This is a genomic window from Sphaerisporangium sp. NPDC049457, from assembly GCF_055586705.1.
The window spans coordinates 779,294-804,027 of the sequence record NZ_JBVJHR010000001.1 but is presented as its reverse complement, the minus strand read 5'-3'; the positions used below and the strand labels follow the sequence as shown (position 1 = coordinate 804,027).

At 72.4% G+C, this 24,734-nt stretch carries 21 protein-coding genes and 1 riboswitch; of the genes, 9 read left to right on the top strand and 12 right to left on the bottom strand.

What is annotated here, in order from left to right:
* Window positions 1-50: 50 nt before the first annotated feature.
* Window positions 51-692, bottom strand: coding sequence for a DUF4142 domain-containing protein (locus tag ACZ6QO_RS03325; protein ID WP_465847171.1), 642 nt, complete (start codon window positions 690-692; stop codon window positions 51-53).
* A 160-nt stretch (window positions 693-852) separates the two neighbouring features.
* On the opposite strand from ACZ6QO_RS03325, the gene ACZ6QO_RS03320 reads away from it, so the two are divergent.
* Both ACZ6QO_RS03320 and ACZ6QO_RS03315 read left to right on the top strand, forming a co-directional pair.
* Window positions 853-1,404, top strand: coding sequence for a sigma-70 family RNA polymerase sigma factor (locus ACZ6QO_RS03320; RefSeq protein ID WP_465847169.1), 552 nt, complete (start codon window positions 853-855; stop codon window positions 1,402-1,404).
* Entirely contained in the window at window positions 1,401-2,381 is a 981-nt protein-coding gene (locus ACZ6QO_RS03315) for an anti-sigma factor family protein (RefSeq protein ID WP_465847167.1), read from the top strand. Before ACZ6QO_RS03320 ends, ACZ6QO_RS03315 begins: the two co-directional genes overlap by 4 nt.
* Before the next feature lie 72 nt (window positions 2,382-2,453).
* On the opposite strand, the gene ACZ6QO_RS03310 is transcribed toward ACZ6QO_RS03315, so the two are convergent.
* On the bottom strand, window positions 2,454-3,941 hold the full coding sequence (locus ACZ6QO_RS03310; protein ID WP_465847165.1) for an NADH-ubiquinone oxidoreductase-F iron-sulfur binding region domain-containing protein: 1,488 nt from the start codon (window positions 3,939-3,941) through the stop codon (window positions 2,454-2,456).
* Complete coding sequence (locus ACZ6QO_RS03305; RefSeq protein ID WP_465847163.1) at window positions 3,938-4,645, bottom strand: hypothetical protein; 708 nt, start codon at window positions 4,643-4,645, stop codon at window positions 3,938-3,940. Before ACZ6QO_RS03305 ends, ACZ6QO_RS03310 begins: the two co-directional genes overlap by 4 nt.
* A gap of 330 nt (window positions 4,646-4,975) precedes the next feature.
* On the opposite strand from ACZ6QO_RS03305, the gene ACZ6QO_RS03300 reads away from it, so the two are divergent.
* Window positions 4,976-5,722 (top strand): GNAT family N-acetyltransferase, encoded by a 747-nt coding sequence (locus ACZ6QO_RS03300; RefSeq protein ID WP_465847162.1) that lies wholly within the window; start codon window positions 4,976-4,978, stop codon window positions 5,720-5,722.
* A 35-nt stretch (window positions 5,723-5,757) separates the two neighbouring features.
* On the opposite strand, the gene ACZ6QO_RS03295 is transcribed toward ACZ6QO_RS03300, so the two are convergent.
* Window positions 5,758-6,405, bottom strand: coding sequence for a response regulator (locus ACZ6QO_RS03295; RefSeq protein WP_465847160.1), 648 nt, complete (start codon window positions 6,403-6,405; stop codon window positions 5,758-5,760).
* Window positions 6,396-7,643 carry a sensor histidine kinase gene (locus tag ACZ6QO_RS03290; protein ID WP_465847158.1) on the bottom strand — a complete coding sequence of 416 codons (1,248 nt, stop codon included), beginning with the start codon at window positions 7,641-7,643 and terminating at the stop codon, window positions 6,396-6,398. The genes ACZ6QO_RS03295 and ACZ6QO_RS03290 overlap by 10 nt, the downstream gene beginning before the upstream one ends.
* 360 nt (window positions 7,644-8,003) lie before the next feature.
* Here ACZ6QO_RS03290 and ACZ6QO_RS03285 point away from each other — a divergent pair, with 360 nt between their 5' ends.
* Window positions 8,004-9,446, top strand: a complete 1,443-nt coding sequence (locus ACZ6QO_RS03285; RefSeq protein WP_465847157.1) for an acyltransferase family protein — start codon at window positions 8,004-8,006, stop codon at window positions 9,444-9,446.
* Here ACZ6QO_RS03285 and pgeF read toward each other — a convergent pair.
* Window positions 9,430-10,122: a peptidoglycan editing factor PgeF gene (gene pgeF, locus ACZ6QO_RS03280; protein ID WP_465847239.1), complete on the bottom strand. Its 693-nt coding sequence runs from the start codon at window positions 10,120-10,122 to the stop codon at window positions 9,430-9,432. The genes ACZ6QO_RS03285 and pgeF overlap by 17 nt on opposite strands.
* 162 nt (window positions 10,123-10,284) lie before the next feature.
* On the opposite strand from pgeF, the gene ACZ6QO_RS03275 reads away from it, so the two are divergent.
* Entirely contained in the window at window positions 10,285-10,719 is a 435-nt protein-coding gene (locus ACZ6QO_RS03275; RefSeq protein ID WP_465847155.1) for a DUF5980 family protein, read from the top strand.
* Window positions 10,720-11,358: 639 nt separating this feature from the next.
* On the opposite strand, the gene glgA is transcribed toward ACZ6QO_RS03275, so the two are convergent.
* Window positions 11,359-12,534: a glycogen synthase gene (gene glgA, locus ACZ6QO_RS03270; protein WP_465847154.1), complete on the bottom strand. Its 1,176-nt coding sequence runs from the start codon at window positions 12,532-12,534 to the stop codon at window positions 11,359-11,361.
* Window positions 12,535-12,602: 68 nt separating this feature from the next.
* Here glgA and glgC point away from each other — a divergent pair, with 68 nt between their 5' ends.
* From glgC to ACZ6QO_RS03255, 3 genes are all read left to right on the top strand, one after another.
* A complete protein-coding gene (gene glgC / locus ACZ6QO_RS03265) occupies window positions 12,603-13,838 on the top strand; it encodes a glucose-1-phosphate adenylyltransferase (RefSeq protein ID WP_465847152.1) in 1,236 nt (411 codons plus the stop codon).
* A 116-nt stretch (window positions 13,839-13,954) separates the two neighbouring features.
* Window positions 13,955-14,269: a DUF5709 domain-containing protein gene (locus tag ACZ6QO_RS03260; protein WP_465847151.1), complete on the top strand. Its 315-nt coding sequence runs from the start codon at window positions 13,955-13,957 to the stop codon at window positions 14,267-14,269.
* Window positions 14,270-14,464: 195 nt separating this feature from the next.
* On the top strand, window positions 14,465-16,051 hold the full coding sequence (locus tag ACZ6QO_RS03255) for a hypothetical protein (RefSeq protein WP_465847149.1): 1,587 nt from the start codon (window positions 14,465-14,467) through the stop codon (window positions 16,049-16,051).
* Here ACZ6QO_RS03255 and ACZ6QO_RS03250 read toward each other — a convergent pair.
* The 4 genes from ACZ6QO_RS03250 to ACZ6QO_RS03235 all read right to left on the bottom strand — a co-directional run bounded on the left by ACZ6QO_RS03250 (window position 16,031) and on the right by ACZ6QO_RS03235 (window position 22,140).
* The gene (locus tag ACZ6QO_RS03250; RefSeq protein WP_465847147.1) at window positions 16,031-17,224 is read right to left on the bottom strand and encodes a mechanosensitive ion channel family protein; all 1,194 of its coding nucleotides are present in this window, start codon (window positions 17,222-17,224) and stop codon (window positions 16,031-16,033) included. The genes ACZ6QO_RS03255 and ACZ6QO_RS03250 overlap by 21 nt on opposite strands.
* A gap of 204 nt (window positions 17,225-17,428) precedes the next feature.
* Window positions 17,429-18,385, bottom strand: coding sequence for a ribonucleotide-diphosphate reductase subunit beta (locus ACZ6QO_RS03245; protein ID WP_465847145.1), 957 nt, complete (start codon window positions 18,383-18,385; stop codon window positions 17,429-17,431).
* Window positions 18,386-18,423: 38 nt separating this feature from the next.
* A complete protein-coding gene (locus ACZ6QO_RS03240; protein ID WP_465847143.1) occupies window positions 18,424-20,706 on the bottom strand; it encodes a ribonucleoside-diphosphate reductase subunit alpha in 2,283 nt (760 codons plus the stop codon).
* Window positions 20,707-20,916: 210 nt separating this feature from the next.
* Window positions 20,917-21,114: riboswitch (cobalamin riboswitch) on the bottom strand.
* Window positions 21,115-21,177: 63 nt separating this feature from the next.
* Entirely contained in the window at window positions 21,178-22,140 is a 963-nt protein-coding gene (locus ACZ6QO_RS03235) for a tripartite tricarboxylate transporter substrate-binding protein (RefSeq protein WP_465847141.1), read from the bottom strand.
* A 289-nt stretch (window positions 22,141-22,429) separates the two neighbouring features.
* Between ACZ6QO_RS03235 and ACZ6QO_RS03230 the strand changes: the two genes are divergently transcribed.
* Window positions 22,430-24,019, top strand: coding sequence for an MFS transporter (locus tag ACZ6QO_RS03230; protein ID WP_465847139.1), 1,590 nt, complete (start codon window positions 22,430-22,432; stop codon window positions 24,017-24,019).
* Here ACZ6QO_RS03230 and ACZ6QO_RS03225 read toward each other — a convergent pair.
* Window positions 23,951-24,553, bottom strand: coding sequence for a TetR/AcrR family transcriptional regulator (locus tag ACZ6QO_RS03225; RefSeq protein WP_465847137.1), 603 nt, complete (start codon window positions 24,551-24,553; stop codon window positions 23,951-23,953). The two genes, ACZ6QO_RS03230 and ACZ6QO_RS03225, sit on opposite strands and share 69 nt — an antisense overlap.
* Window positions 24,554-24,734: the final 181 nt, after the last annotated feature.

The following is a 24,734-nucleotide window of genomic DNA, read 5'->3' as shown; positions in this document are numbered from 1 at the left end:
GATCGCGGTCGCGCGGTGTTCGAGGCGGCGACCGCTGTCGCCTTCGTCCCCTATTTGGAGGGGTTAGGGGAGGGAGGCGGGGGTGTGGGAAGGGCGGCGAAGTCGACCTTGCCCGTGCTCTCCAGCAGCGACATGTGCTTCATCACCACATCGACCGCGACCTGCGCGAAGCTTCGGATCTCGGAGTTCTTCGTGCCCGCGCGGACCACGGCGACGGTCTGGAACACCTTGCCGTGGGCCGCGCGGAGCCGGTCGGCGAAGACCTTGTCGTACGCGGTGCCGTTCAGGCCGGACAGCTCGGCCATCCATCCCTGCTGGTCGGGGTTGGGCGTGCTGGGCAGGGCGACGTTCAGCTTCGCGGCCAGGGCGCGCACCTGATCGTCGAGCTTGGTGTGGTCGGCCACCAGCTGCAGGCCCACCTCCTTGACCCGGGCGCTTGAGGCCCGGTCCTGCGCCTGCTGCCCGGTCGGGATCTCCCAGAGCCCGGCCTGCCGCACCTTGACGAGGAAGTCCCGGTCGGCGGGTCCGAGCGGGCCCGACTCGGTCTCGGTCCAGTCGCCGGGCGCGTCGCCGCTGGCCGACAGGATGGCGTTGGGCGCGATCGCGAACACCGCGATCGTGGCGATGACCAGGAACGCGAGTGCGGCGAGAACCTCGACGAGCCGCATGGACCTGAGCTGAAGCCGGTTCACCGAATGCTCTCTTCCTTTCGTGTCCCGTGATCCCTCGGGCGCGCTGTCAGGGGGAGGTACGGCGCCGGATGGCCAACGGTTCACAAGATGTGGCGGGATTTTCGGTTTTTTACGGAAGTTGCCAGATTTCCTCACGCGACGGGTGATCCACTGCAACCATGTGGCTGTGCAGCGTCATCGCAGCGTCCGGTCCCGACCGGAGGAAGCGCACGAAGACTCCGAAGAGCAACTGGTCACGACGCTCTACCGCGAGTTCGGCGGCCCCCTCCTCCGCAATGTGCGCAGATTGACTGGAGGCGACCAGCAGTGGGCAGAGGATGTGGTCCAGGAGACGGTCTTCCGCGCGTGGCGGAACGCGGGGAAGCTGAACAGGGAGCCCGGCCTGCTCTGGGCCTGGCTGATGACCGTCGCCCGCAGGATCGTCATCGACGCTCATCGCCAGCGCTCCGTACGCCCGCAGGAGGTCGAACCTGACCGCCTCGACAGCGTGGCCATTCCCGACGGTTCCGAGCCGATGCTGTCGGCGATGGTGGTATCGGAGGCCCTGTACAGCCTCTCGGAGGAACACCGGGAAGCGCTCGTGCAGACCTACCTACACGACCGTACGATCAATGAGGCGGCAGAAGTGCTGGGAGTTCCGCCGGGGACGGTCAAGTCCCGGGTGTACTACGCGCTTCGCGCCCTCCAGAAGACGATGAAGGAGAGGGGGTGACCGGTCTGATGGATTCACCCCCTCACGTCGAGGTGGCCGCCTACATCCTCGGGGTCCTCAACAAGGAGGACTCCGAGGCGTTCGATCGCCACCTGCCCGACTGCCCCAGCTGTCAGCAAGAGCTGCTGGAGATGTTCGAGCTGCCCGACGCGCTGGATGTGATCAAGCGCGGCATGAAGGGGACGGTGGACGGCGCGGCCCGGGGCTCGGTGAACGGCGCTGGTCCCGGCTTCGGCTTCGAGGGCATGCCGCCGTCCGGCCTCGACGACCCTCTGTCCGGCGCCCTGAACGGCGCGATCCCCGGCGGGCCGCGGGTGAACGGCTCCCTGCCGCCCGCGCTCAACGGCGCGACGCCTCCCGGCCTGAACGGCGCGCCGCGCAACGGCGGCGCCCCCTCCCCCGACGGCGTCGTGCAGGACCTGTGGTCACCCGGACGGCGCCGGCGCGCCTCTCCGGGCCGCCGGCACGCCGCGCCCGCCTCTCACATGAAGTCCCGCGAGGAGCTGGCCGAGTCCCGCACGCGGCGCCGCCGCGCCCTGCTGCTCGGCGTCGCGGCCGCGCTGGTGGTCGGCGTCACCGGCGCGACCGCCTCGCACGTGCTGTGGCCCTCGCCGACGGTCGTGGTCGCCGCTCCGAGCGGCTCGGCGTCGTCCCACGAGGTCAAAGAGGGCACCAGCCCCGACACCGGGGTGAGCGGATCGGTGGGCCTGGTCCCCAAGGGCTGGGGCACCGAGGTGGCCTTCCTGCTCAGCGGCGTGCGCGGCCCCGAGCGGTGCAGCCTGATCGCGGTCTCGCGCGACGGCGACACCGACGTGGTGTCCGGCTGGCGCATCCCGCCGGGCCAGGGGTACGGCGTGGCCGGCTTCCCCGAGCCGCTGCGGCTCACGGGCGGCACGGCGCTGGCCAGGAAGGACATCGTCCGCTTCGAGGTGCGCAGGGACGACGGGGTCCGCCTGCTGGAGATCCCCGTCGCCTGAGCGGCGCGCGGGCCACGGGCGACTGGGACGCCGGGAGGCGTACGAGGGGGACGGGGCGGGACGGGGTATCGGCTATCGCCTGCTCTCGGTCGGCGCGGCGTTGAGCCGCAGGGCGAGAGCGGGGCACATCTCGATGGCCCTGCGCGCCTCGCCCTCCAGGTGGGGCGGCACGGACGCCGTGCTCACCACCGGGTATCCGTGCTGGTCGAGGCTGATCAGCTCCGGCACGACATGGGAGCACAGCCCGTGGCCCTCGCAGCGTGACCAGTCGAGGATGAGCTGCGCCTCCGAGGCGCGGGCCGAGGCCTCGGCCGGCAGCGGCAGCACGCCCTTCACCGGCAGCCCGCAGGTGCCGTACGCCGCGTGGGTCATGATGTCCTCGGCGAACACGTCGATCGCCGACAGCACGAACCGCGCGGTGCCGTCGGGGTGCCCGCAGGCGCCCCGGCCCTTCATGGTCGCCGCGGCGCGCTGCACGGCCTCGATGTGGCCGTTGCCGTCCGCCAGCGCGCCGAACGCCTGCGCCAGGTCGGGGAGCCCCATGTAGCAGGGGCCGCACTGCCCGGCGCTCTGGCCGGCCATGTAGCGGGCGACCCTGGCGGTCTCGCCGAGCGGGCAGGACTCCCAGCCGAGCGGCACGACGATGCCGGCGCCCAGGGCCCCGCCGAGGGCCTCGAACCCGGCGCGCGACACCTCGGCGCGCTCGACGGCCTCGGGGCTCATCCACTTGCCGTGGTAGCCGCCGAGCAGCACTCCCTGCCCGATGGTGGCGTCGCACAGGTCCAGGACCTCCCGCAGCCGCACGCCGGTCGGGGTCTCGACCACCGCGGGGCGGCGGGCCGACCCTGTGACGCTGAGCAGCACCGTCCCCGGTTCGGACGCGAGCCCGACCGAGGAGTACATGTCGACGCCGAGCATGGCCATGAGGGCGAGCTGGGAGTAGGTCTCGGCGTTGGACAGCATGGTGGGCATGCCGCCCACGCCGCTGTCGCTGGAGCGCACCTTGCGCCCGGGCGGGATCGGCCGTTCGCCGTTGATGCCCCGCACGAGCGCCCCGCCCTCACCGGAGATGAAGCGGTCGGGCATGCGCACCACCCGGACGGTGTCGGTCATGCCGCGCTCGTGGATGGCGTTGAGCAGCGAGCGCTCGCCAGGACCGCCGTGGGCGACGCCCACGACGATCTCCACCGCCGACAGGGCCCTCGCCACCAGGTCGGCGCCGTCGAGGATCAGGTGCGGTGCCCGGGTGAGCAGCACCTTGTCCTTGTGCGCGGCGGGCTCCCCCTCGGTGGCGTTCACGACCACCGTGATGGGGGCGCCGCGGCGTCCCGCCGAATCGATGACCGCTCTGAGCTTGCGGGCGAACGGGAAGCCCGCCCCGCCCCTGCCCCGCAGGTCGCCGAGTTCGGCGAGCGCGATCAGGTCGTCGATGGGCAGCCGCGGCATGCGGCCGTGCACGCGCCGGTGGGTGTCGTAGTCCAGCCGGGGCGAGCTGTCGAGGCCGGCGGTGAGGCGACCCGGCCCGATCCTGAACACGTCCGGCACTCCGTACGTGGTCATCGCCGTACCTCCTTTCGCAACGTGACCCAGAACTCCTCGTCGAACACGTCGTCGACGCGGATCTGCTCGGCCTTGCGCCCGGCGTTGCCGACGCGCGTGGCCTTCGGGCCGCCTTCCTTGGGCCCGACGGTCACGACCATCCGCACCAGCAGCGCGAGCCCGACCACGGCGAGGGAGACCACGTAGCTCAGGGTCACCCAGTCGGCGGCGGGCCGCCCTGCGGTGAGCCCGTGCACGATCGCGACGGGCCAGCTCAGGTAGGCCGTCACGTGCATGGCCCGCCACAGCCAGGGCCAGCGGATGCCGACGAAGCTGCCGCGGAAGGCGCCGGTGGCGGCGACCAGGATCATCAGGTCGGCGGCGACGGTGCCGAGGCCGACCGCGAAGCCCGACCCGCTGAAGGGCAGGAAGGCGTCCGCGGGGATCACGCGGCCTCTCATTATCTGCAGGATGACGTGCGTTATCAGGAAGCCGACGGCGAAGACGGCGAACGCGCGGTGCAGGTCCTGCATGAAGACGCGGTGGCGTACCGCGAGGATTATCCGATCGGTGGCGGCGAGTCCGACGGCCACCGTTCCAGTCAGTCCAAGGAGAGCGAACACCCCCGAGTAGAAGATGAGAAAAGCCTGTACAGAGGCGAGGACCGACGCTCCGAGGAGAGCGGTGCCCGCCAGCAGCGACGTTGACGTGAGCAGCCCGACCACGATTGGGGCCCGTGATCGAGTCCGTTGCGGGGCTCGTCGATGTCGCGTTTCTTTCATCCCGTCCTCCGCCAGATAACGCGGTACCGGCACAAACCGGACAACGTGGTGCTGGGTGCCTACCGGGATCTATCGGGACATTTGCGCGCGCGATCACACTAGCGCCTCCACAGCCCCGCTGGTACCAGAACGTTACAGAAATTCGGCGTGCTTGAATCCTCAACCATCGGCGGGTCAATACCTTGGACAAACCGGTCAAAGGATGACCAACTTCCATGCATCACCATGAAATTCGGTGGCCGGTGAGGTCGCCCGGCCCTAACGTTTGACCGCGTGGAGACTCTCAGCCGCCGCACGGTGGCCGACGCCGCCGGCCGTCCGGTGCTCAGTTACGTGCCGGGCACCCGCGCCGGGCGCCCGTACGCCGACCTCGTGGAGGTGCTCGGGCCGGGCGCGCCCGACCTCATCCTCCGCGAGATGCCCGGCTGGGTCGTCTCCGGCGACCTGGAGCTCGGCCGGCGGCTGCTCGAAGCGGGCGGCCGGCCGCTGCGGCACGCCCACACCATGTCCCGCGACCTGCGCGCCGACCCGGCGCCGCCCGGCTGGGCCGAGACCGGCCACGGCGTCGTGGCCTGTGACGCCGTGCCGGCCGCCGAGGTGTTCCCCGCCTGGCGCGCGGCCTACCCGCCCGGCCACCCCGACCACCACACCGGCGACGACGGCACCATCCTGCGCGAGGACCTGGCGCCGATGCTCGCCGGGGAGTCCTACGGGCCGATGCTGCCCTGCGGCGGCCTGCTGCTGCGCGGCGAGCGGGTGGTGGCCGGCGTCCTGGTCGGCGAACTGAAGGGAGATCCCCCGATGGGCGGCCCGTGGGTGCTCGATGTCTTCCGCGACCCCCGCCCCGAGTACGCCGGCCTCGGCGCCGTGATGCTGCGCCGGGCGCTGGCGCTCGCGACCCTGCACGGGGTGCCCACCCTCGGCCTGGCCGTGACCGAGGGGAACCCGGCGCGCCGGGTGTACGAGCGCCTCGGCTTCCGCCTGCTGATGTCGTCGCTGACGGTGATCGTTCCCGGCTGAACGGCGGCCCGCGTCCCGCGTCCCGGCGGGCGCCGTCAGGAGCGGAGGTACGCGAGGACGGCGAGCACCCGGCGGTGCTGGTCGACGTCGTCGGCGTACAGGCCGAGCTTGTTGAAGATGCTGCGCACGTGCTTCTCCACCGCGCCGTCGGTGATCACCATGCGGCGCCCGATGGCGGGGTTGGAACTGCCCTCGGCCATCAGGCCCAGCACCTCGCGCTCTCTCGGAGTAAGCGAGGCGAGCGGGTCGTCACGGCGGCGGCGCACCATGAGCTGGGCCACCACCTGCGGGTCGAAGACGGTGCCCCCGGCGGCCACCCGGCGCAGCCCGTCCATGAACTCCTCGACGTCGGCCACGCGGTCCTTCAGCAGGTAGCCGACCGCCCCGCGCGCGTCGGCGAGCAGGTCGTCGGCGTAGGACACCTCGACGTACTGCGACAGGATCATCACCGGCGCCCCCGGCACCCGGCGGCGGGCCTCGACCGCGGCCCGCAGGCCCTCGTCGGTGAAGTCCGGCGGCATCCGCACGTCCACCACCGAGACGTCGGGGCGGTGCGCGGCGATGGCCTGCACCAGGCCGTCGCCGTCGCCCGCCTCCGCCACGACCTCGCAGCCGAACTCCTCGAGCAGCCGTACCAGGCCCGACCGGATCAGGACGGCGTCATCGGCCACGACTACCCGCACGGCACCTCCGCGACGATCAGCGTGGGACCTCCCACCGGGGACTGGACGATCAGCTCGCCGTCCACCGCGCGCAGCCGGTCGGCGAGGCCCGCCAGCCCGTGCCCCTTGGCGACGTGGGCGCCGCCGACTCCATCATCGCCGATCGACAGCAGCAGCGCGTCCCCCGTCCGGCTCAGCGACAGCGTGCACATCTGGGCCCGGCTGTGCTTGGCGATGTTGGTGAGCGCCTCGGCCGCCACGTAGTAGACGGTGTTCTCCACCACGGCGGTGTACCGTTCGACGGTCTGGACGTCCAGCTCCACCGGGACGGTGCAGCGGCCGGCGAGCGCGGCGAGCGCGGGCGACAGGCCGCGGTCGCTCAGGATCGGCGGCGCGATGCCGCGCGACAGCGCCCGCAGCTCGTCCAGCGTCTCCCGGGTCGCCGTGATGGCCTCGGCCAGCGTCGCGTGCGCGGCCTGCGGATCCTTGCGCAACTGGCGCTGCGCCCGCGACAGCTCCATCGCCAGGTGCACCAGGCGCTGCTGCGGCCCGTCGTGGATGTCGCGCTCCAGCCTGCGCAGGGCGCTCGCCTCCGCCGACACCGCCGCGGCCCGCCCCTCGGTGAGGTCGTCGATGCGCTCGTGCAGCTCGGCCACCCCGGTCAGCAGTGCCCTGCCGAGGCCGGCCTGGAGCAGCGCGGCGCCGCGGACGATGCCCGGCAGCGTGAGGACGAACAGCAGGCCGACGGCCAGGTAGAACGCACTGTTGACCAGATACCCCTTGCCCAGGCCGAGCAGTTCGGGAAGCTCGTGGTTGCCGGGGATCCGCACCGTGATCCAGCCGTACAGGGGGTAGAGCAGGCCGCCCGCCGCCACCGCCCACCACGTCACCGTGATGACGAAGGTGACGATCGCCACCGGGAACACCACGATGCCGTGCAGCAGGTCCAGCCACGACTGCCCGGTGGCGAGCGGCTGGAGCATCCTTCGCACCCAGCCGGCGCCCTGCGGAGCGCGGGCGTAACGGGGCCGGGCGACCGGGCGGGCGAGGATCTCGGGCAGCCAGCGCCGCTCCACGTCGGCGAACCCGCGCGCCACGAGCAGCGTCACCGCCAGGATCGGCAGGCCGATCAGAACCGGGATACTGCCGGCGCCGGCGGACAGCCCGGCGATCAGGATGGAGAAGCTCAGGACGGCGAGGGGCAGCCCGAGCAGGGTGTAGCGGGTGTCGGCACCGAGTCGCCTGAGGAGGTATCCCATGGCGGCCACGCTACGAGCCCGCGGCGGCTCGGTGCAGCCCGCCGGCAGGCGTCCCGATGGTAGGGCTGGCCCTACCATCGCCGGTCGCGTTCCGGCCCGCTGACACACCCGCCTCCGTCACTGCGCCCGCCCCCTCCGCCACGGCACGCTGAACCCATCGGATCCGGACCCGCGTCCCCCTGGTCCGGCGATCCCCGCCGGAGCCCCGCCGCCTGAGGGCCGCCGTCGAAGGCCCGTCGAGGGGTGGTGACGGTGGCCGGGTCCGCGTACGGGCCCGGGGCTCATCCGATCGACCCGGTCCCGCCGGACCCGTCCCGGTTCCTCCTGCACAGATACGCCGAGAGAGATGTGAGGTGCGCCGTGCCCGCGCTGCTCGACAGACCACCGGCCGTCCCCGCGGCCGAGGCGACCGGCGGCGGCGCCGTCCGCCCCGCCCCGGCTCCCCCGCGCCACGGCCGGCCCGGCCGGGACGTCTTCATCGACCTGCTGCGCCTGTTCGGCATCGCCATGGTGGTGCTGGAGCACTGGAGCATCCCCGTCCTGTCCTACGACCACGGCCGGATCGCGACGGGCAACGCCTTCTCGGCCACGGGCGCGTTCCTGATCACCTGGATCTCCCAGGTCATGCCGCTGGTGTTCTTCGCCGGCGGAGCCGCCAACGCGATCAGCCACCGCGCGCACCGGGCGCGCGGACTCGGCGACCCGCCGTGGCTCGCGGGCCGGGTGCGCCGCCTGGCCTGGCCGGTGCTCCCGCTGGCGGCCGTGTGGATCCCCCTCCCCCACGTCCTGCTCGCCCTCGGCCTGCCGGCGCAGCCGGTGGAGACGGCCGCGCGCCTCGCGGGCCAGCTGCTCTGGTTCCTCGCCGTCTACCTGGTGGCGGTCGTGCTCACCCCGGTGCTGCTCCGCCTCGGCGACCGGTACGGCGGCCGGGTCCCGCTCGCGCTCGCCGCGGGGGCGGTCGCGGTGGACGTGGTCCGCTTCACCGCGTGGGAGCCCGCCGCGTTCCTCAACGTCGGCCTGGTGTGGCTCGCGGTGCACCAGCTCGGATTCCTGTACGCGAGCGGGCGGCTCGCCGGGTTCCGCCTGATGGCGCTGGGCGGCTTCGCCGCGGCGGCCGCGCTCGTGGCGTTCGGGCCGTACCCGGGGAGCATGATCGGGCTGCCGGGCGCGGGGATGTCGAACATGGCTCCGCCGACCGCCGCGCTGCTCGCCGTGGCCTTCGGTCAGATCGGCCTGGCGATGCTGCTGCGTCCCCGCCTGGTGCGGCTGGCGGCCCGGCCCCTCGTCGCGCGCGCCTTGGCGTGGGCGGGGCCGCGGATGATGACCGTGTACCTGTGGCACATGAGCGCCCTGTTCGTGGTCGCCGGCGTGGCCGTCGTCGGCCTCGGCCTGGCCACCCCCGCGCCGGGCGGCGGCGCGTGGCTCGCCGGTTGGCCGCTCTGGCTCGCCGCGCTGCTGCTCGTCCTGCGCCCGCTGGCCGGCCTGCTCGCCCGGTTCGAGGAGCCGCCACGGGCCGCGCGGGCGGCGGTGGGCCGGACGCGGGCGCTGACCGCGGCGGCGCTGACGGGCGCCGGCCTGCTCACCCTGACGGCCGGGGGCTTCGTCCCGGGGATCGCCCCGATGCTCGCCGCCGCGGCCATCGTCACCGGCCTGGCCCTGATCACCCCCATCGGCCGCCGCGGCGTCCACCCGGCGGGCTTCCCTGCGAAGCACGAGCCTGGGCGGGCGCGCCGGCTCCGAGAGCGCGACGCGGCCGCATCGGCGCCCCGGGGCGGAGGGGACGGTCTCAGGACTCAGGGGTGAGCCAGACGTAGCCGGCGAACCGGCCGGTGAGGTGCTCCCTGCGGTGGGAGTAGAGGTCGGCGGTCTCGATGGTGCAGCGCGCGTCGTGCCGGACGTCGGCCACCCCGGCGCGACGGAGCTGGGCGGTGATCCCGGCGCGCAGGTCGAGCGCGGGAGTGCCCTCGCGGGTCGTCGACCAGGTCTCGGGCAGGACCTCGGCGACCTGCGCGCGGAGCGCCTCTGGCACCTCGTAGCAGGCGCCGCACGCCAGCGGGCCCACAAGGGCGACCAGGTCGCCGGCGCCGCGGGCCCGCATCTCGGCCACCAGCGCCGGCACCACGCCGGCCGCCGTGCCGACCCGCCCGGAATGCGCCCCGCCCACCAGCCCCTTGACCGGGTCGGCCAGCAGGACGGGGGCGCAGTCGGCGACGAGCACGGCGAGGCCCAGCCCCGGCCGGTCGGTGCACACGCCGTCGAGCGCGGGAGGATCGGCCCCGAACGGCTCGGTCACGTAGCCGACGTCGGGACTGTGCACCTGGCGCATGAACACGACCGCGCGCGGGTCGAGGCCGAACTCCTCGGCGGTGAGGGCGCGGTTCTCCGCCACCGCCGCCGGGTCGTCGCCGACCGAGCCGCCGAGGTTCCTGGTGCCGTACGGGTCGGCGCTGACGCCGCCGTGACGGTCGGTGAACGTCATCCTCACCCGGTCGATCGCAAGCACCGCACCAGCCTACCGACCCTTCTCGCCGCACTGTGGCTGAAAGTTTCAGGAAGTGCGCCGAAACTTGTCAGGGGTTAGTTAAGTCGTCAACAATTGAGATGTAAGTAATCCCGCACCGCAAGCACCAAGGAGGCAGCCGTGAGAACGACCTATCGTGCCGCCAGGCTGGCACTCGGCGCGACGGCCGGGCTGGCGCTCGTACTGTCCGGCGCCACATCGGCCTCGGCGGCGACATGGGAACTACGCGACTTCCAGCAGCGCATATGCGTCTCGCCGAGCGGCGGCCACCCAGCCGCGTACTTCCTGGCCGGGGTCGTCGGAGACTGGTCGACGACCGTCCAGATATCCCTGCAGAACCTGCCCCCGGGTTCGACCAGCGCCGGCGGCACGCCGATCCCGCCCGGCTCCAACCATCCCGACCCGAAGACCGGCGCGACCACGATCAACGGCTTCGTGCAGATCTCGATCGCGCCGCTCCCGGCCGGCGTGTACACCCCACTGCTGACGGCCTCGGACGGAACGGAGACCCAGTCCGTCCCCGTCACCATCAACTCATCGGACAACTGCTACTGACCTCGCCGCTCCCGACCGCACTCAGCCTCGGCGTCCCCCATCGCCACTAGCCTCGCCGTCCGCACATGCCCGCTCGGTCGTGGACGCGGCCCCCACGACCGAGCGGAGCCGCCGGCACGTCCGGAACCCTCCGGCCGTCCCCGCCCTCAGCACCACGCACCACGCGGCGCGAACCACGCATCACGCGACACGCGACACACGGCACGCGGCACCCCGGTACACGTACGCGGGTACGCGGGTACGCGGGTACGCGGCAGGGAACCGGAGGCGCTTCGGCGACTTCCACAAAACGTATGACTTCCAGTCGGCAGATGTTGACCAAGATCGGGCAGTGCGCTCTTCTCCGCCGCTTTGGCTCACCCGGCGGACGCCGCTGCCCTACCTTTGCATCTGCCTTCCAGGACCACCGAGAAGATCGGGAGCCGACCGACGTGGACGTCCCCTCACTGCCCATCGCCCTGCTCATCGCCGGCGGCGTACTCCTACTCGTCTGCCTGATGCTCGGCGTCTTCCACCGCTGACCACCCCGCCCACGCCCGGCAAAACCGGGCCCTGCGTCCACTCCAGCCGCTTCAGCACCCGGTTCCGTAGGAACTGGCACGGCCGGGCCGGTGGGGCCGGGGCGGGGTTGGGGGCGGGTTATTTGAGGGACTGGTAAAGGGCTTGGGTGCGGGTGGCGATGGCGGGCCAGGAGAAGTGGTCGACGGCGCGGCGGCGGCCCGCCTGGCCCATGGCGGCCGCGAGGCCGGGGTCGGCCAGCAGCCGGGCGACGCGCTCGGCGATGGCGTCCGCGAAGGCGGCCGGGGCGAGCGGCTCGCCGTCGGTCCCCTGCTCGATGGGGACGAGCAGGCCGGTCGCGCCGTCGGCGACCACCTCGGGGATGCCGCCGGTCGCCGTGGCGACGACGGCCGTCTCGCAGGCCATGGCCTCCAGGTTCACGATGCCCATCGGCTCGTACACCGACGGGCACACGAACACCGTCGCGTGCGTGAGGATCTGGATGACCTGCTTCCTGGGCAGCATCTCGGAGATCCAGACGACGCCCGCCCTGCTCGCCCGCAGCTCTTCGACGAGCCCGGTCACCTCGGCGGCGATCTCCGGCGTGTCGGGAGCGCCGGCGCAGAGCACGAGCTGGGCGTCCGGCGGGAAGGACCGCGCCGCGCGCAGCAGGTGGGCCAGCCCCTTCTGGCGGGTGATGCGCCCGACGAAGACCACGTACGGCCGCGCGGGGTCGATGCCGTGCGCGAGCAGCACGTCGGTGCCGTGGTCGGGAGCGTACTCATCGGTGTCGATGCCGTTGTGGACGACCGTCACCCGTTCGGGCGCGATCTCCGGATAGCAGTCGAGCACGTCGCGCCGCATGCCCTCCGACACGGCGATCACCGCGTCGGCGTTCAGCAGCGCCGTGCGCTCGGCGAAGGACGACAGCGCGTAGCCGCCGCCGAGCTGCTCGGCCTTCCACGGGCGCAGCGGCTCCAGGCTGTGGGTGGTCACCACGTGCGGCACCCCGTACAGCAGTTTGGCGACGTGGCCGGCGAAGTTGGCGTACCAGGTGTGGCTGTGCACGATGTCGGCGCCCTCGCAGGCGGCGGCCATCTCAAGGTCGACGCCGAGGACCTGCAGGGCCGGGTTGGCGGTCTCCAGGCCTCCGGGGACGCGGTAGGCGTCGACGCCGCCCTCGTCTCGGCGCGCGCCGAAGCAGCGCACCCTCACGTCGGCCAGGCTTCGCAGCTCCCGGGCGAGGTACTCGACATGGACTCCGGCGCCGCCGTACACCTCGGGCGGGTACTCACGGCTCAGCAGATCGACGCGCATGCGTAAACCTTAATGGTCGGCGATGTTTCGACGGATTTAGCTGGGTAAAGCCGGGTAACGTCGCTTCTATGACGACGTCCAGAATCCTCGCGATCGTGCTGGCCGGTGGCGAGGGAAAGCGGCTCATGCCGCTCACGGCCGACCGGGCCAAGCCTGCGGTCCCCTTCGGCGGTATCTACCGGCTGGTCGACTTCGTGCTCTCGAACCTGACCAACGGCGGCTACCTCAAGATCGTCGTCCTGACCCAGTACAAGAGCCACAGCCTGGACCGCCACGTCACCCGTACGTGGCGCATGTCCACCATGCTGGGCAACTACGTGACCCCGGTGCCGGCTCAGCAGCGGCTCGGGCCCCGGTGGTTCGCCGGGTCGGCCGACGCCCTGTTCCAGAACCTCAACCTGATCTACGACGAGCTGCCGGAGCACTGCATCGTCTTCGGCGCCGACCACATCTACCGCATGGACCCGCGCCAGATGGTGGAGCAGCACATCGACTCGGGGGCCGACGTGACGGTCGCCGCCATCCGCCAGCCCCTGGCGCTCGCCGACCAGTTCGGGGTGATCGAGACCGACCCCGCCGGGCGCAGGATCGTGGCCTTCCGGGAGAAGCCCACCGACGCCATCGGCCTGCCCGACGCTCCCGACCAGGTCTACGCCTCCATGGGCAACTACGTCTTCAAGACCCAGGCGATGATCGACGCGCTCAGGGAGGACGCCCTGGACCCGAGCAGCAAGCACGACCTGGGCGGCAACATCATCCCGATGTTCGTCAAGTCCGGCGGCGCCGAGGTCTACGACTTCGCCGACAACGTCGTGCCCGGCTCCACCGAGCGCGACCGTGGCTACTGGCGCGACGTGGGGACGCTGGACGCCTACTACGAGGCCCACATGGACCTGGTCTCGGTCCACCCGGTGTTCAACCTGTACAACGACCGCTGGCCGATCTACACCGGTCACGACCCGCTGCCGCCCGCCAAGTTCGTGCACAACGACGGCGACCGGGTGGGCCAGGCCCTGGACTCGCTGGTGTCCCCCGGCGTGATCGTCTCCGGGGCCACCGCCGCGCGCTCGATCCTGTCGCCGGGCGTCGTGCTGCACTCCCACTCCCTGGTGGAGGACTCGGTGCTCATGGGGAGCGTCAAGGTCGGCCGGGGCGCGATCATCCGCAGGGCCATCATCGACAAGAACGTGGTGATCCCGGACGGCGCCCGCATCGGCCTGGACCTGGACTTCGACCGCTCGCGCTTCGCGGTGACGCGGGAGGGCGTGGTCGTGATCGGCAAGAACGAGGTGGTCGAGCGCTAGCCGGCCCACGCACCCGGGCCCGGCCGGGGCCTCCTGCCCGCGGGAGTATCGTGCGTATAGTGATCGACTCGCGGCTCGCAGGAGCGGGTCGTCGACGATATTGGTAGGGCAGAGGCATGACCGGATCACATCGCGGCCCCGACGACATGGGTGACGACGAGCAGCTGACCGAGATCGCAGAGTGGACCGACAACCTGCCCATCGGTCATGAGATCGTGGGCGACGATCCCGGCGAGCGGAACGGCATCTCCCGCCGGGTGTGGCAGGAGGCGCCCGAGCGCGCCCACGTGCCCCGCGAGGACCACCGCCTCGTCGCCCCGGACGAGGGCGCCCACCCCGACGAGGACTCCGAGGAGTACGCCGCCGAGGTCGGCGAGGACGACGGAGACTTCTCCGCCGAGGAACGCGCGATGCACATCGAGCGCGACTGACGGCCGAACGACCTCGCACGGACTCGCACGGACTCGCGTCGGCCTCGCACAACCTTGTACGACGTCGCGTCGACCTCGCATGACCGGACCCTGCGCCTCGGCACGCCCCCGTACCTGCGCACCGGCGCTGCGTCGCTTCGCGGCGATTGCCGCATCTGCCGCGATTCATCGGCTCTGGCGCGCTACAGTCCCCGCGTGTTGAGATCACGATCGCTCTGGCGGCTGACGGCGGCGGAACGCCAGGTGTGGGAGGCCTATCCCTCGGGCGCGTGGGTCGACCTCCGCGTCGGCGACGCCGCCCGCGACGACCCCGCCCAGGGCGGCACATGGGGTCGCGAACGCACCGTGCGGGCCGAGCTGGTGACCGCGCTGCTGCTCGGCGCCCGTCCCGCCAAGCCCGGCCAGGTGGCCGGCCTGCGGCTCGCCGGGGCCCGCATCACCGGGATGCTCGACCTGTCCGACGCGACGATCACCAGCAAGCTGCACCTGGCGAACTGCTTCCTGCCCGGCACGGTGGCCCTGACCGACGCCACCACCAAGGGCATGCGCTTCCGCGGCTGCGACATCCACCGCATCCGCGCGGCCCGCTGCACGGTCGACGGCCTGTTCGAGCTGGACAACTGCACCGTGCACGCCGGGGTGCGGCTGGACAACGCGCACGTCACCGGCCAGCTCAGGCTGGCGCGGGCCCGGCTGATGGCGCCGGACCTGGACGGGCGCGGCCCGCAGAGCCACCGGCCCTCCGAGAGCTACCTGGAGGACTCCCGCCGGCCGTTCGCCGAGGCCGAGAAGCAGGAGCGGGGCTGGGACCAGAACCACTGGGCGCTGTGGGCGGGCGGGCTGACGGTGGACGGCGGCGCGTTCTGCCGCGACATCCGGACGGTGGGCGGCCTGCGGCTGATCGGCGCCCGTTTCAACAGCGGCCTGTACCTCCAGCGCGCCGTGATCAAGGGCACCGGCGCCCACGCCGTCAACGCCGACCACATGCAGGCCACCAGCGTGGAGTTCAGCGCGGGCTTCACCGCCGAGGGCACCGTGCGGCTGCGCGGCGCGCGGGTCACAGGGGTGCTGTCGTTCGACCAGGCCACGGTGAGCGGGGAGGGCCGCGTGCTGCACCTGAGCCACATGCAGGTCGACGAGCTGATCCTGACGCCGGCCTCGGTCAAGGGCGAGGTGAACCTCAACTACTCGCGGGTGGGCGTGCTGCTCGACCACCCCCGCGCCTATCCCGGGCACGTGCACCTGAACGGGTTCGTCTACGAGTCGCTGCGCGGCGCCGCCACCCTGGCCGACCGCCTGTCCTGGGTGAGCCGCGACCCCGGCGGCTACCGGCCGCAGCCCTACGAGCACCTGGCCGCGTGGTACCGCAGGATCGGCCACGAGCAGGAGGCCCGCCGGGTGCTGCTGGCCAAGCAGCGTGCCCGCCGCGCGACGATCGGCCTCACCGGCCGCCTGGCGGGGCTGCTGCTGGATCTGATCGTCGGGTACGGGTACCGGCCGTGGCTGGCCGGGGTGTGGTTCGCCGTCCTGCTCGCCGCCGGCACCGCCGTCTTCGCCACCCACCCGCCCGCGCAGGTGGGCCTGGACGAGCGGCGCGTCTTCCACCCGTTCCCCTACACCCTCGACCTGCTGGTGCCGGTGAGCGTCTTCGAGCTGCGCGGCGCCTGGGAGCCGGTGGGCTGGACGCAGTGGCTGGCCAACATCCTGATCGCCTCGGGCTGGATCCTGGCCACGGCGCTGATCGCCGGCGGCACCCGCGTCCTACGGCCGTCCACTCCCTGACCGCGGCTCGCGCAGCCCGGGCGCGCGCGAGGTCTCGCGCAGGCCGGGCGCCCCGGAGGTCTCGGGCGGGCCGGGCGCGTCCGAGGTCTCGGGCGTCGCGAAGGCCGCCGGCCCGGCGGAGGCCCGCGCCACGCGCTCGCCGCCGGGGACGTCCTCGACGCGCAGGCGCGGCAGGGCGTCCGGGTGGTGCTCGCGGACGTAGGCGACGAGGTGCTCGCGGACGTCGCACTTGAGGTCCCACACGCTCGGGGCGTCGGAGGCGCTCATGAGCGCGCGCAGTTCCACCAGGCCGTTGGGCTGCACGTCGGTGACCTGGAGGGTCCAGTCCTTCTGGTCCCACAGGGGGTGCTGGCGCAGGCATCGGTACAGCTCGGCCCGCAGCTCGTCGACCGGCACCGTCCAGTCGACGTAGAACATGACGTGCCCGACGACGCGGCTCTCGTAGCGGGTCCAGTTCTCGAACGGCGTCGTGGTGAAGTACGACACCGGCAGGATCAGCCGGCGCTCGTCCCACAGGCGCACGACGACGTAGGTCAGGGTGAGCTCCTCGATGCGGCCCCACTCCCCGTCCACGACCACGGCGTCGTCGAGCCTGATCGCGTCGCTGAAGGCGAGTTGCAGCCCGGCGATCAGGTTGCTCAGCGTGGACTGCGCGGCGATGCCGGCCACCACGCCGGCGATGCCCGCCGAGGCCAGTAAACCGGCGCCCAGCGCCCGGACCGCGGGGAAGCTGAACAGCACGGCCCCGGCGGAGACCACGATGATGACGGCCGCCGCCGCCCGGCGCACCAGCGTGATCTGTGTGCGCATGCGGCGGGCCCTGCGGTTGCCCACGCCCTCGACGCCGTTGAGCCGGACCAGCACGACGTCGGTCACCGCGTAGGCGGCCTGGATGACCAGCCACGCCACGCAGGCGATCAGCGACACGGTGACACTCTGCTGAACGACGGACTCGAACGACCTGCCGGACATGCCGGGCACGTACACCGTGTTGAACGCGACCACGCCCGCGGTCGCGAAACCCGGCCACGTGCACCGCTCGACGATCGGCCCCGCCAGCGAGAAGCGGCCGTTCACCCGCCGCGATCTCAGCACGCGGCGCAGCAGCTCGACGGCGACGACGGCCGCCAGCACGACCACCACCAGGACGATCCAGTTGACTGCCGATGACACGGGCGGCATCCCCTCTTCGACTTCCCCCATCTCGCACCGGCCGGACGCCGGCGGGCCGGTCCGGGCGCCCCTCGGCTCTCACCAAGGGCGCCGGACCGCTCCGGCGATCCTTAACCAGACTTTGACGGAAAAACCACCCACTCTGGGGAGATCTACCTCACAGTACTCACCAGACGGGCAGGTCGGGAAGGGACACCGACCAGGTCAGAAGGCCTCGTCCAGGCTCACACTGCCCTCCACCGCCACCTGGTAGGCCGACACCCGGCGCTCGAAGAAGTTGGCCAGCTCCTGCACGTCCTGGAACTCCATGAACGCGAACGGGTTGGCCGTGCCGTACCGCTCCGGCAGGCCCAGCCGCGCCAGCCGGCGGTCGGCGACGTACTCCAGGTAGCGGCGCATCTGGTCGGCGCTCATCCCCGGCAGGCCCTCGCCGCACAGGTCCCGGGCGAAGGCCAGCTCGGCGGCCACCGCCTCCTCCATCATCCGCGTCACCCGGGCGCCGAGTTCGTCGTCGAACAGGCCGGGCTCCTCGGCGCGCACCGTGTCCACCACGGAGAAGGCGAACTCCATGTGCATGGACTCGTCGCGGAACACCCAGTTCGTCCCGGTGGCCAGGCCGCCGAGCAGGCCGCGAGAGCGCAGCCAGTACACGTACGCGAAGGCGCCGTAGAAGAACAGGCCCTCGATGCAGGCGGCGAAGCAGATGAGGTTCAGCAGGAAGGCCCGCCGGTCGTCCCTGGTCGAAAGGCGCCGCAGCGAGTCGATGGAGCCGATCCACCGGAAGCAGAACTCGGCCTTGTCCCGGATGGACGGGATGTGCTCCACGGCGGCGAACGCCTTGGCCCGCTCGTCGTGGTCGGGCAGGTAGGTGTCCAGCAGCGTCAGATAGAACTGGACGTGCACGGCCTCCTCGAACAGCTGCCGCGACAGGTACAGCCGCGCCTCGGGCGCGTTCACGTGCTGGTAGAGGTTGAGCACCAGGTTGTTGGCGACGATCGAGTCGCCGGTCGCGAAGAACGCCACCAGCCGGTTGATCAAATGCCGCTCGCCGTCGCTCAGCTTGGCCAGGTCGGCCAGGTCGGACTGCAGGTCCACCTCCTCGACCGTCCAGGTGTTGCGGATGGCGGCCCGGTAGCGCTCGTAGAACTCCGGGTACCGCATCGGGCGCAGTGTCAGGTCCATTCCGGGGTCGAGCAGCATCACTGGCAGGCCTCGCAGATCTCGGGGTTCTCAAGGGAGCAGGCGACGGCGTCCTGGTCAGGGACGGCCGCGGGCAGGTGAACGGCCCCGGAGGCGGGTAGGGATCCCGGAGCGGGGGCCGGGCCGCCGGTCCGCGGGCCCGGGGCGGGCTCCTGGGCGGCCACGGTGGTCTGCGCGATCCGGGTGGCCGGGCGCGAGCGCAGGTAGTAGGTGGTCTTCAGGCCGGCCCGCCAGGCATAGGCGTACATCGAGGAGAGCTTGCCGATGGTGGGAGCCGCCATGAACAGGTTCAGCGACTGCGACTGGTCGATGTACGGCTGGCGCGCGGCCGCCAGGTCGATCAGTGCCTTCTGCGGCAGCTCCCAGGCCGTGCGGTACAGCTCTCTCAGGTCGCCGGGGATCTCCTCGATGTCCTGCACCGACCCGTCGGCGCGCTTGACGGCGTCCCTCACCTGCGGCGTCCACAGCCCGCGCTGCTGCAGGTCGCGCACCAGATAGCGGTTGACCTGCAAGAACTCTCCCGACAGGGTCTCGCGTTTGAACACGTTGGACACCTGCGGCTCGACGCACTCGTAGCAGCCGGCGATCGAGGCGATGGTCGCGGTGGGGGCGACGGCCAGCAGCAGCGAGTTGCGCAGCCCGGTCTCGGCGATGGTCGCGCGCAGCGCCGCCCATTCGTCCGGGTACGCCGGGGCCGCGTTCGGGAAGTGGTCCGGGTGCAGCACTCCCCCGGCGGCGCGCGTGTCGGCGTACGACGGGTGCGCGCCGGACGCGGCGGCCAGCGCGGCCGAGGCGCCGTAGGCGGCCAGCGCCATCTCCTCGGCGACGCGCGTGGACAGCGCCAGCGCCTCGGGCGAGTCGAACGGCAGCCGCGCCGCGAAGAACACGTCGGCCAGGCCCATCACGCCGAGGCCGATCGGCCGCCAGCGCTTGTTGGCGGCCTCCGCCTCGGGCGTCGGGTAGAAGCCCCGGTCGATGGACCTGTCCAGGAAGCGGACCGCCGTCGCCACCGTCGCCCGCAGCCGCGCCCAGTCGACCTCGCCGTCCACCAGGTGCGCCGCCAGGTTGACCGAGCCGAGGTTGCACACGGCGGTCTCGGCGTCGCTGGTCACCTCCAGGATCTCGGTGCACAGGTTGGACAGGTGGATGACGTTCTCCGGCCGCGCCGTCTGGTTGGAGGCCCGGTTCGCGGCGTCCTTGAACGTCATCCAGCCGTTGCCCGTCTGGGCGAGCGTGCGCATCATCCGGCCGTACAGCGTCCTGGCGGGCAGTCGCCTGACGTACCGGCCGGCGGCCTCGGCCTCCCGGTAGGCGCGGTCGAACTCCTCTCCCCACAGGTCGGCCAGCTCGGGGACCTCCTTGGGGTCGAACAGCGACCATGCCGCGTCCGCCTCGACGCGGCGCATGAACTCGTCGGGGATCCAGTTGGCCAGGTTGAGGTTGTGGGTGCGGCGGGCGTCCTCGCCGGTGTTGTCGCGCAGTTCGAGGAACTCCTCGACGTCGGCGTGCCAGGGCTCCAGGTAGACGCAGGCGGCGCCCTTGCGCCGGCCGCCCTGGTTGACCGCCGCGACGCTCGCGTCCAGCGTCCGCAGCCACGGCACGATGCCGTTGGAGTGGCCGTTCGTGCCCCGGATCAGCGAGCCGCGCGAACGGACGCGGGTCCAGGAGATGCCGATGCCGCCCGCGTACTTGGAGAGCCGCGCCACCTGGCCGTACCGCTCGTAGATGGCCTCCAGCTCGTCGCGCGGCGAGTCGAGCAGGAAGCACGACGACAGCTGCGGGCGGCGCGCGCCGGAGTTGAACAGCGTCGGCGAGCTGGGCAGGTACGACAGCGTCGAGATCAGCCGGTACAGCTCGCCGGCCTCGGCGACGGTGTCGGACAGCCCGCACGCGACGCGCAGGAAGAAGTGCTGCGGCGTCTCCAGCACGCGCCGGGTGACCGGGTGGCGCAGCAGGTAGCGGTCGTAGACGGTGCGCAGCCCGAAGTACTCGAACCGGGCGTCCCCCTCGGGGTCGACGAGCGCGTCCAGCGCGGCGGCGTGGGCGCGGACGAACTCCGCGAGAGCGTCCTGCACCAGCCCCGCCTCGTGCGTGGCGGCGACCGACTCGGAGAACGAGCGCACCCCGTGCGCCGCCGCCTCCTCGGCGATCTCCTCGGCCAGCAGGCCGGCCGCGACCCGGGAGTTGGCCGGATCGGCGATGACCCGCGCGGCCGCCTCCTCAATGGCCAGCCGCCTGTCTCCCGCCGGCCGACCGCCTTCGCCGGCCCGCTCCCCGCTCATCCGTTCCGCACCCGTCCGCGGCGAGTCCGACAAGTCTTGCGAGTCCGGCGAGTGGTGCGGCGGCAAATCGCGTGTCACAGTCACGTGGTCTGTCTCTCCTCGTGCGCTCGAATCCCCGTGCGAGGGCACGCGTCGGAGCACGACCGGAGCGGCAGCGATGTGCGGGCACGCCGGAGGACCCCGTCACGCGGCCCACCCTCGAGGCCTTGGACGACTACAACGTCACCGGCAGGTTTTCGGGCTCGCGGGCGCCTCGCTCGTGCCTACCGGCCGTCGCTTCCCAGGCTGCGCGCCCAGTGCTGACATGACGGCTTTCGTTCCCGCTCACCGCTGCGGGGCAGCCCCGGAATCGCACCGGGTTCCCTCTTACCTCGCCCCGAAGGGCGAACCAGCGACGAGCAGGATCCTACATCTAGTGGCCGCGACCGCAACAACCCCCACAGGTTGTGTCCCAACACCACCCACCCGCCCTCACACGCGCAGGCCCAGTTCGCCGAGGGCGCGGCCGAGGCGGGCGGTCTCGACGCGGAGCCACTGTCCGAAGTCATCCCCCTCCAGGTACAGCGGCGCCCAGCCCTTCCTGGCGCACAGCTCGCTCCACCGCCGCGAGCCCGCGACCTCGCTGCACATGCCGATGAGCGCGGCGCGGTCGTCGTCGGGCAGGTCGCCGGGCCCGAGGAGCCCTCGCCAGTTCGCGCAGTACAGATGCGTGTCGCACTCCAGCAGCGTCGGCGCGTCCAGGCCCGCGATGCGGTCGGGCGAGGAGACGGCCAGCGCGCGCAGCCCGCCCGCGCGCAGAGCCTCGCGCACGCCATTGTGGCCGGCGAGGACCGCCGCCACCTCCCCGCCGGCGAGCGCGGCGACCGCCTCACCGGTGGTGGGGTAGGCGACGTAGCGCAGCAGGCGCGCGTCCACGCCGAGGCTCTGCGCCAGCATGCCGAACAGGACGTGGTCCACCCCGCCTTCGGCCCGGCCGCCCAGCGCGAGCTTGGACGGGTCGCGGCGCATCGTGTCGGCGAACGCGCCGAAGGACCTGAGCCGGGAGCCGCCCGGCACCACCAGCGCCTCCCACTCGCCGCACAGCCGGGCCAGCGGCGTGGTGCCCGCGAACGCCCCCGTCTGCCGCACGGCCCGGACCGTGCCGACCAGTTCGGGCTCGGCCATCAGCACCTGACGCGCGTGCCGCACGCGGCCGAACTCCGTCAGCGCGACGTGCGCCGGCCGGTTCACCAGTCGCAGCTCCCCCACCAGGGCGTCCCGCTCGGCCACCCCTTTGAGGGCCTGGGCGACGCCATCGGCTTCACCACCGTACGGCCCAGGTACCACGACCGGCAGCGTCGCCGAGGCGAGCCTGCGCGATTCGGAAGGGTCGGAGCATCCCGCCGCCAGCGCCACGAGCCCGGCCCCGAGCGCGAGCACCTGCCGACGACGCATACTTCACGCCCTTTCCCCCGATATCCCACTAAATGCCCAGTTCGCGACACACCCACACGAGACAGGGGAGGTGGTCCGGCCGGCTCGCGGCACCCGTACCGCGACGCCGGTGCGAGTGCGCCGGCACCGGATCCCCCGTGCGGGACGCCACGCCTGACGCTGACTTGCTGACACTATGTCGGTAACATGGGCCGACCGCAGGACCAGGAAGGGTGGGACCACCATGGGAACCGGCGACACGGGAACAGGCGGGGACGCTCCGGCGCCGGCTCGGAGCCGCTGGGCGCCGATGCCGTTCATCGCGCTCGGCGTCTCACTGATCATCATGGACGCGACGATCGTCAACGTGGCGGTCCCCACCATCATCCGGGATCTGTCGCTGGACGCCTCGCAGGCCGAGTGGATCAACTCGGTCTACCCGCTGTCCCTGGCCGCTCTGCTGATCCTCTTCGGCCGGATGGGCGACCTGCTCGGCCGGCGAAGACTGTTCATCGCCGGTCTGCTGCTCTTCGGCGCCTCCAGCCTGATCGCCGCCCTGGCGGGGAGCGGCGGCGTGCTCATCGCCGGTCGCCTGCTGCAGGGCGTCGGCGCCGCGATGATCCTTCCCGCGACGCTCGCCACGGTCAACGCCACCTACACCGGGCGCGACCGCGGCGTCGCGTTCGCCATCTGGGGGTCCACCATCGGCGGCATGGCCGCCGTCGGGCCGCTCGCCGGCGGATGGCTCACCACCGAGCTGTCCTGGCGGTGGGCGTTCCTGCTGAACCTGCCGGTGATCCTCGTGGTGATCGCGGGCACCGTCCGATACGTGCCCGAGACCACCGATCCGCACGCCACCAGGGGCGCCGACGTCCCTGGCGCCCTCGCCTCGATGATCGGCCTCGGGGCGCTGGTGTTCGCCCTCATCGAGGGCGAACGGTTCGGATGGTGGCGCACCTCGCCGCGGGCCCGCTTCGGTGACTGGCAGTGGCCGTGGGCCGTGTCACCGACGCCGGTCGCCTTCGCCGTGTCCGCCGTCGCGCTGACCCTGCTCGTCGTCGACGGACGCGCCCGCGCCCGCGCCGGACGGCCCGTGCTGCTCGATCTGTCGCTGTTCCGCATCCGCGGTTTCCGCTATGGGAGCATCGCCGCGCTGGTCGTGGCCCTGGGCGAGTTCGGGCTGCTGTTCGCCCTTCCCCTGTTCCTGCAGGGCGCGCTCGGCTACAGCGCCCTGGAAACCGGCGTCCTGATCCTCGCCCTCGCCATCGGCACGTTCCTGTCGTCCGGGGCCACCGCCCAGTTCACCCGCCGCTACGGGGCCCGCGCCGTCGTACGAGCGGGGCTGGCGATCGAGGCCGTCGCCGTGGCCGGGCTCGGGGTGTGCGTCGGCGCGGAGATGACCTCCTGGACGATCGCCGGATGGCTGTTCCTCTACGGCGCCGGGGTCGGTCTGGCCACCGCGCAGCTCACCAGCGTGATCCTCGACGACGTCCCGGTCGAGAAGAGCGGGCAGGCCTCCGGGATGCAGAGCACCGTGCGGCAGGTCGGCTCCGCGCTCGGCATCGCCTCCCTCGGCACCATGCTCATCGTGCTGCTCGGCACCGGCACCGCCGACCGGCTGACCCGGACGCCGGGCCTGACCGGCCGGCAGCGCGCCGCGGTGAGCACGGCGGTGCGCGAGTCCGCCGGTGCGATCATCCCCACGCTCGCCGCCCGCCCCGGCGGCCAGGCGATCCGCGCCGCCGCCACCGCGGCCATGGTCGACGCCACCCGTCTCGTCCTGTTCGGCGCCGCCGGAGTCCTCGTGCTGGGGCTGCTCGCGACCTTCGCACTACCGCGCGGCGCCGCCGTCAGGCCGGCCGTTGAGGAGGTAGGGAGCGAGGAGCTCACGGGCACGTGACCGCACGTCCTGCTCCGCCGAGCCGGACTCGATCATGCGGGAGGCGGCGTAGACCACCGCGTTGACCATCTCGGCGATCGCCGCGGGGTCGGAAGCGCCCATCTCGCCGAGCGCGTCGACCAGCGGACGCAGCAACCGCTGATGCATGGCCTCGCTGCCGGCGTCCAGTCCCGCGCCGGGGGCGACGGCGGCCAGGGCGCGGGCGATCGTGTGCTCCCCCTCGGCGACCAGGCGCAGATTGGCGTCGACGTAGGCCAGCACCCGCTCGCCGGGCCCGGACGCCTCGGCCATCTCGCCGACGACCCGTTGCGACCAGCGGGGGAAGAGGTCCTGGACGAGCGCGTCGAGCAGGTCCTGGCGTGACCGGAAGTACTGGTAGAACGACGAGCGGGCGAGCCCGGCGCGGGCGGTGACATCGGCCGGGCCGGGCGCCGTGCCGGTGCCCTCGGCGAGGATCGCACGCGCGGCGTCGAGCAGCGCACGCCGCTGCGCGGCCCGATGCTGTGCCACGGTGGGCGCGCTGATCCGCGGCACAGCCCCTCCTCGATGCGTCACCCAAGTGGCCCGGACCCGGGCCGCCTTCACGAACCCGGCCCTCACCAGTCTGCCGTAGGCGGCCGTCAGCCTGTCCCACGTGGGCGGACACTCGTCTCGATGCTCCCAAGGCCCGGCCGTCTCAACGATCAGACACGCTCGGTCCGGCCGAGGTCGCCGA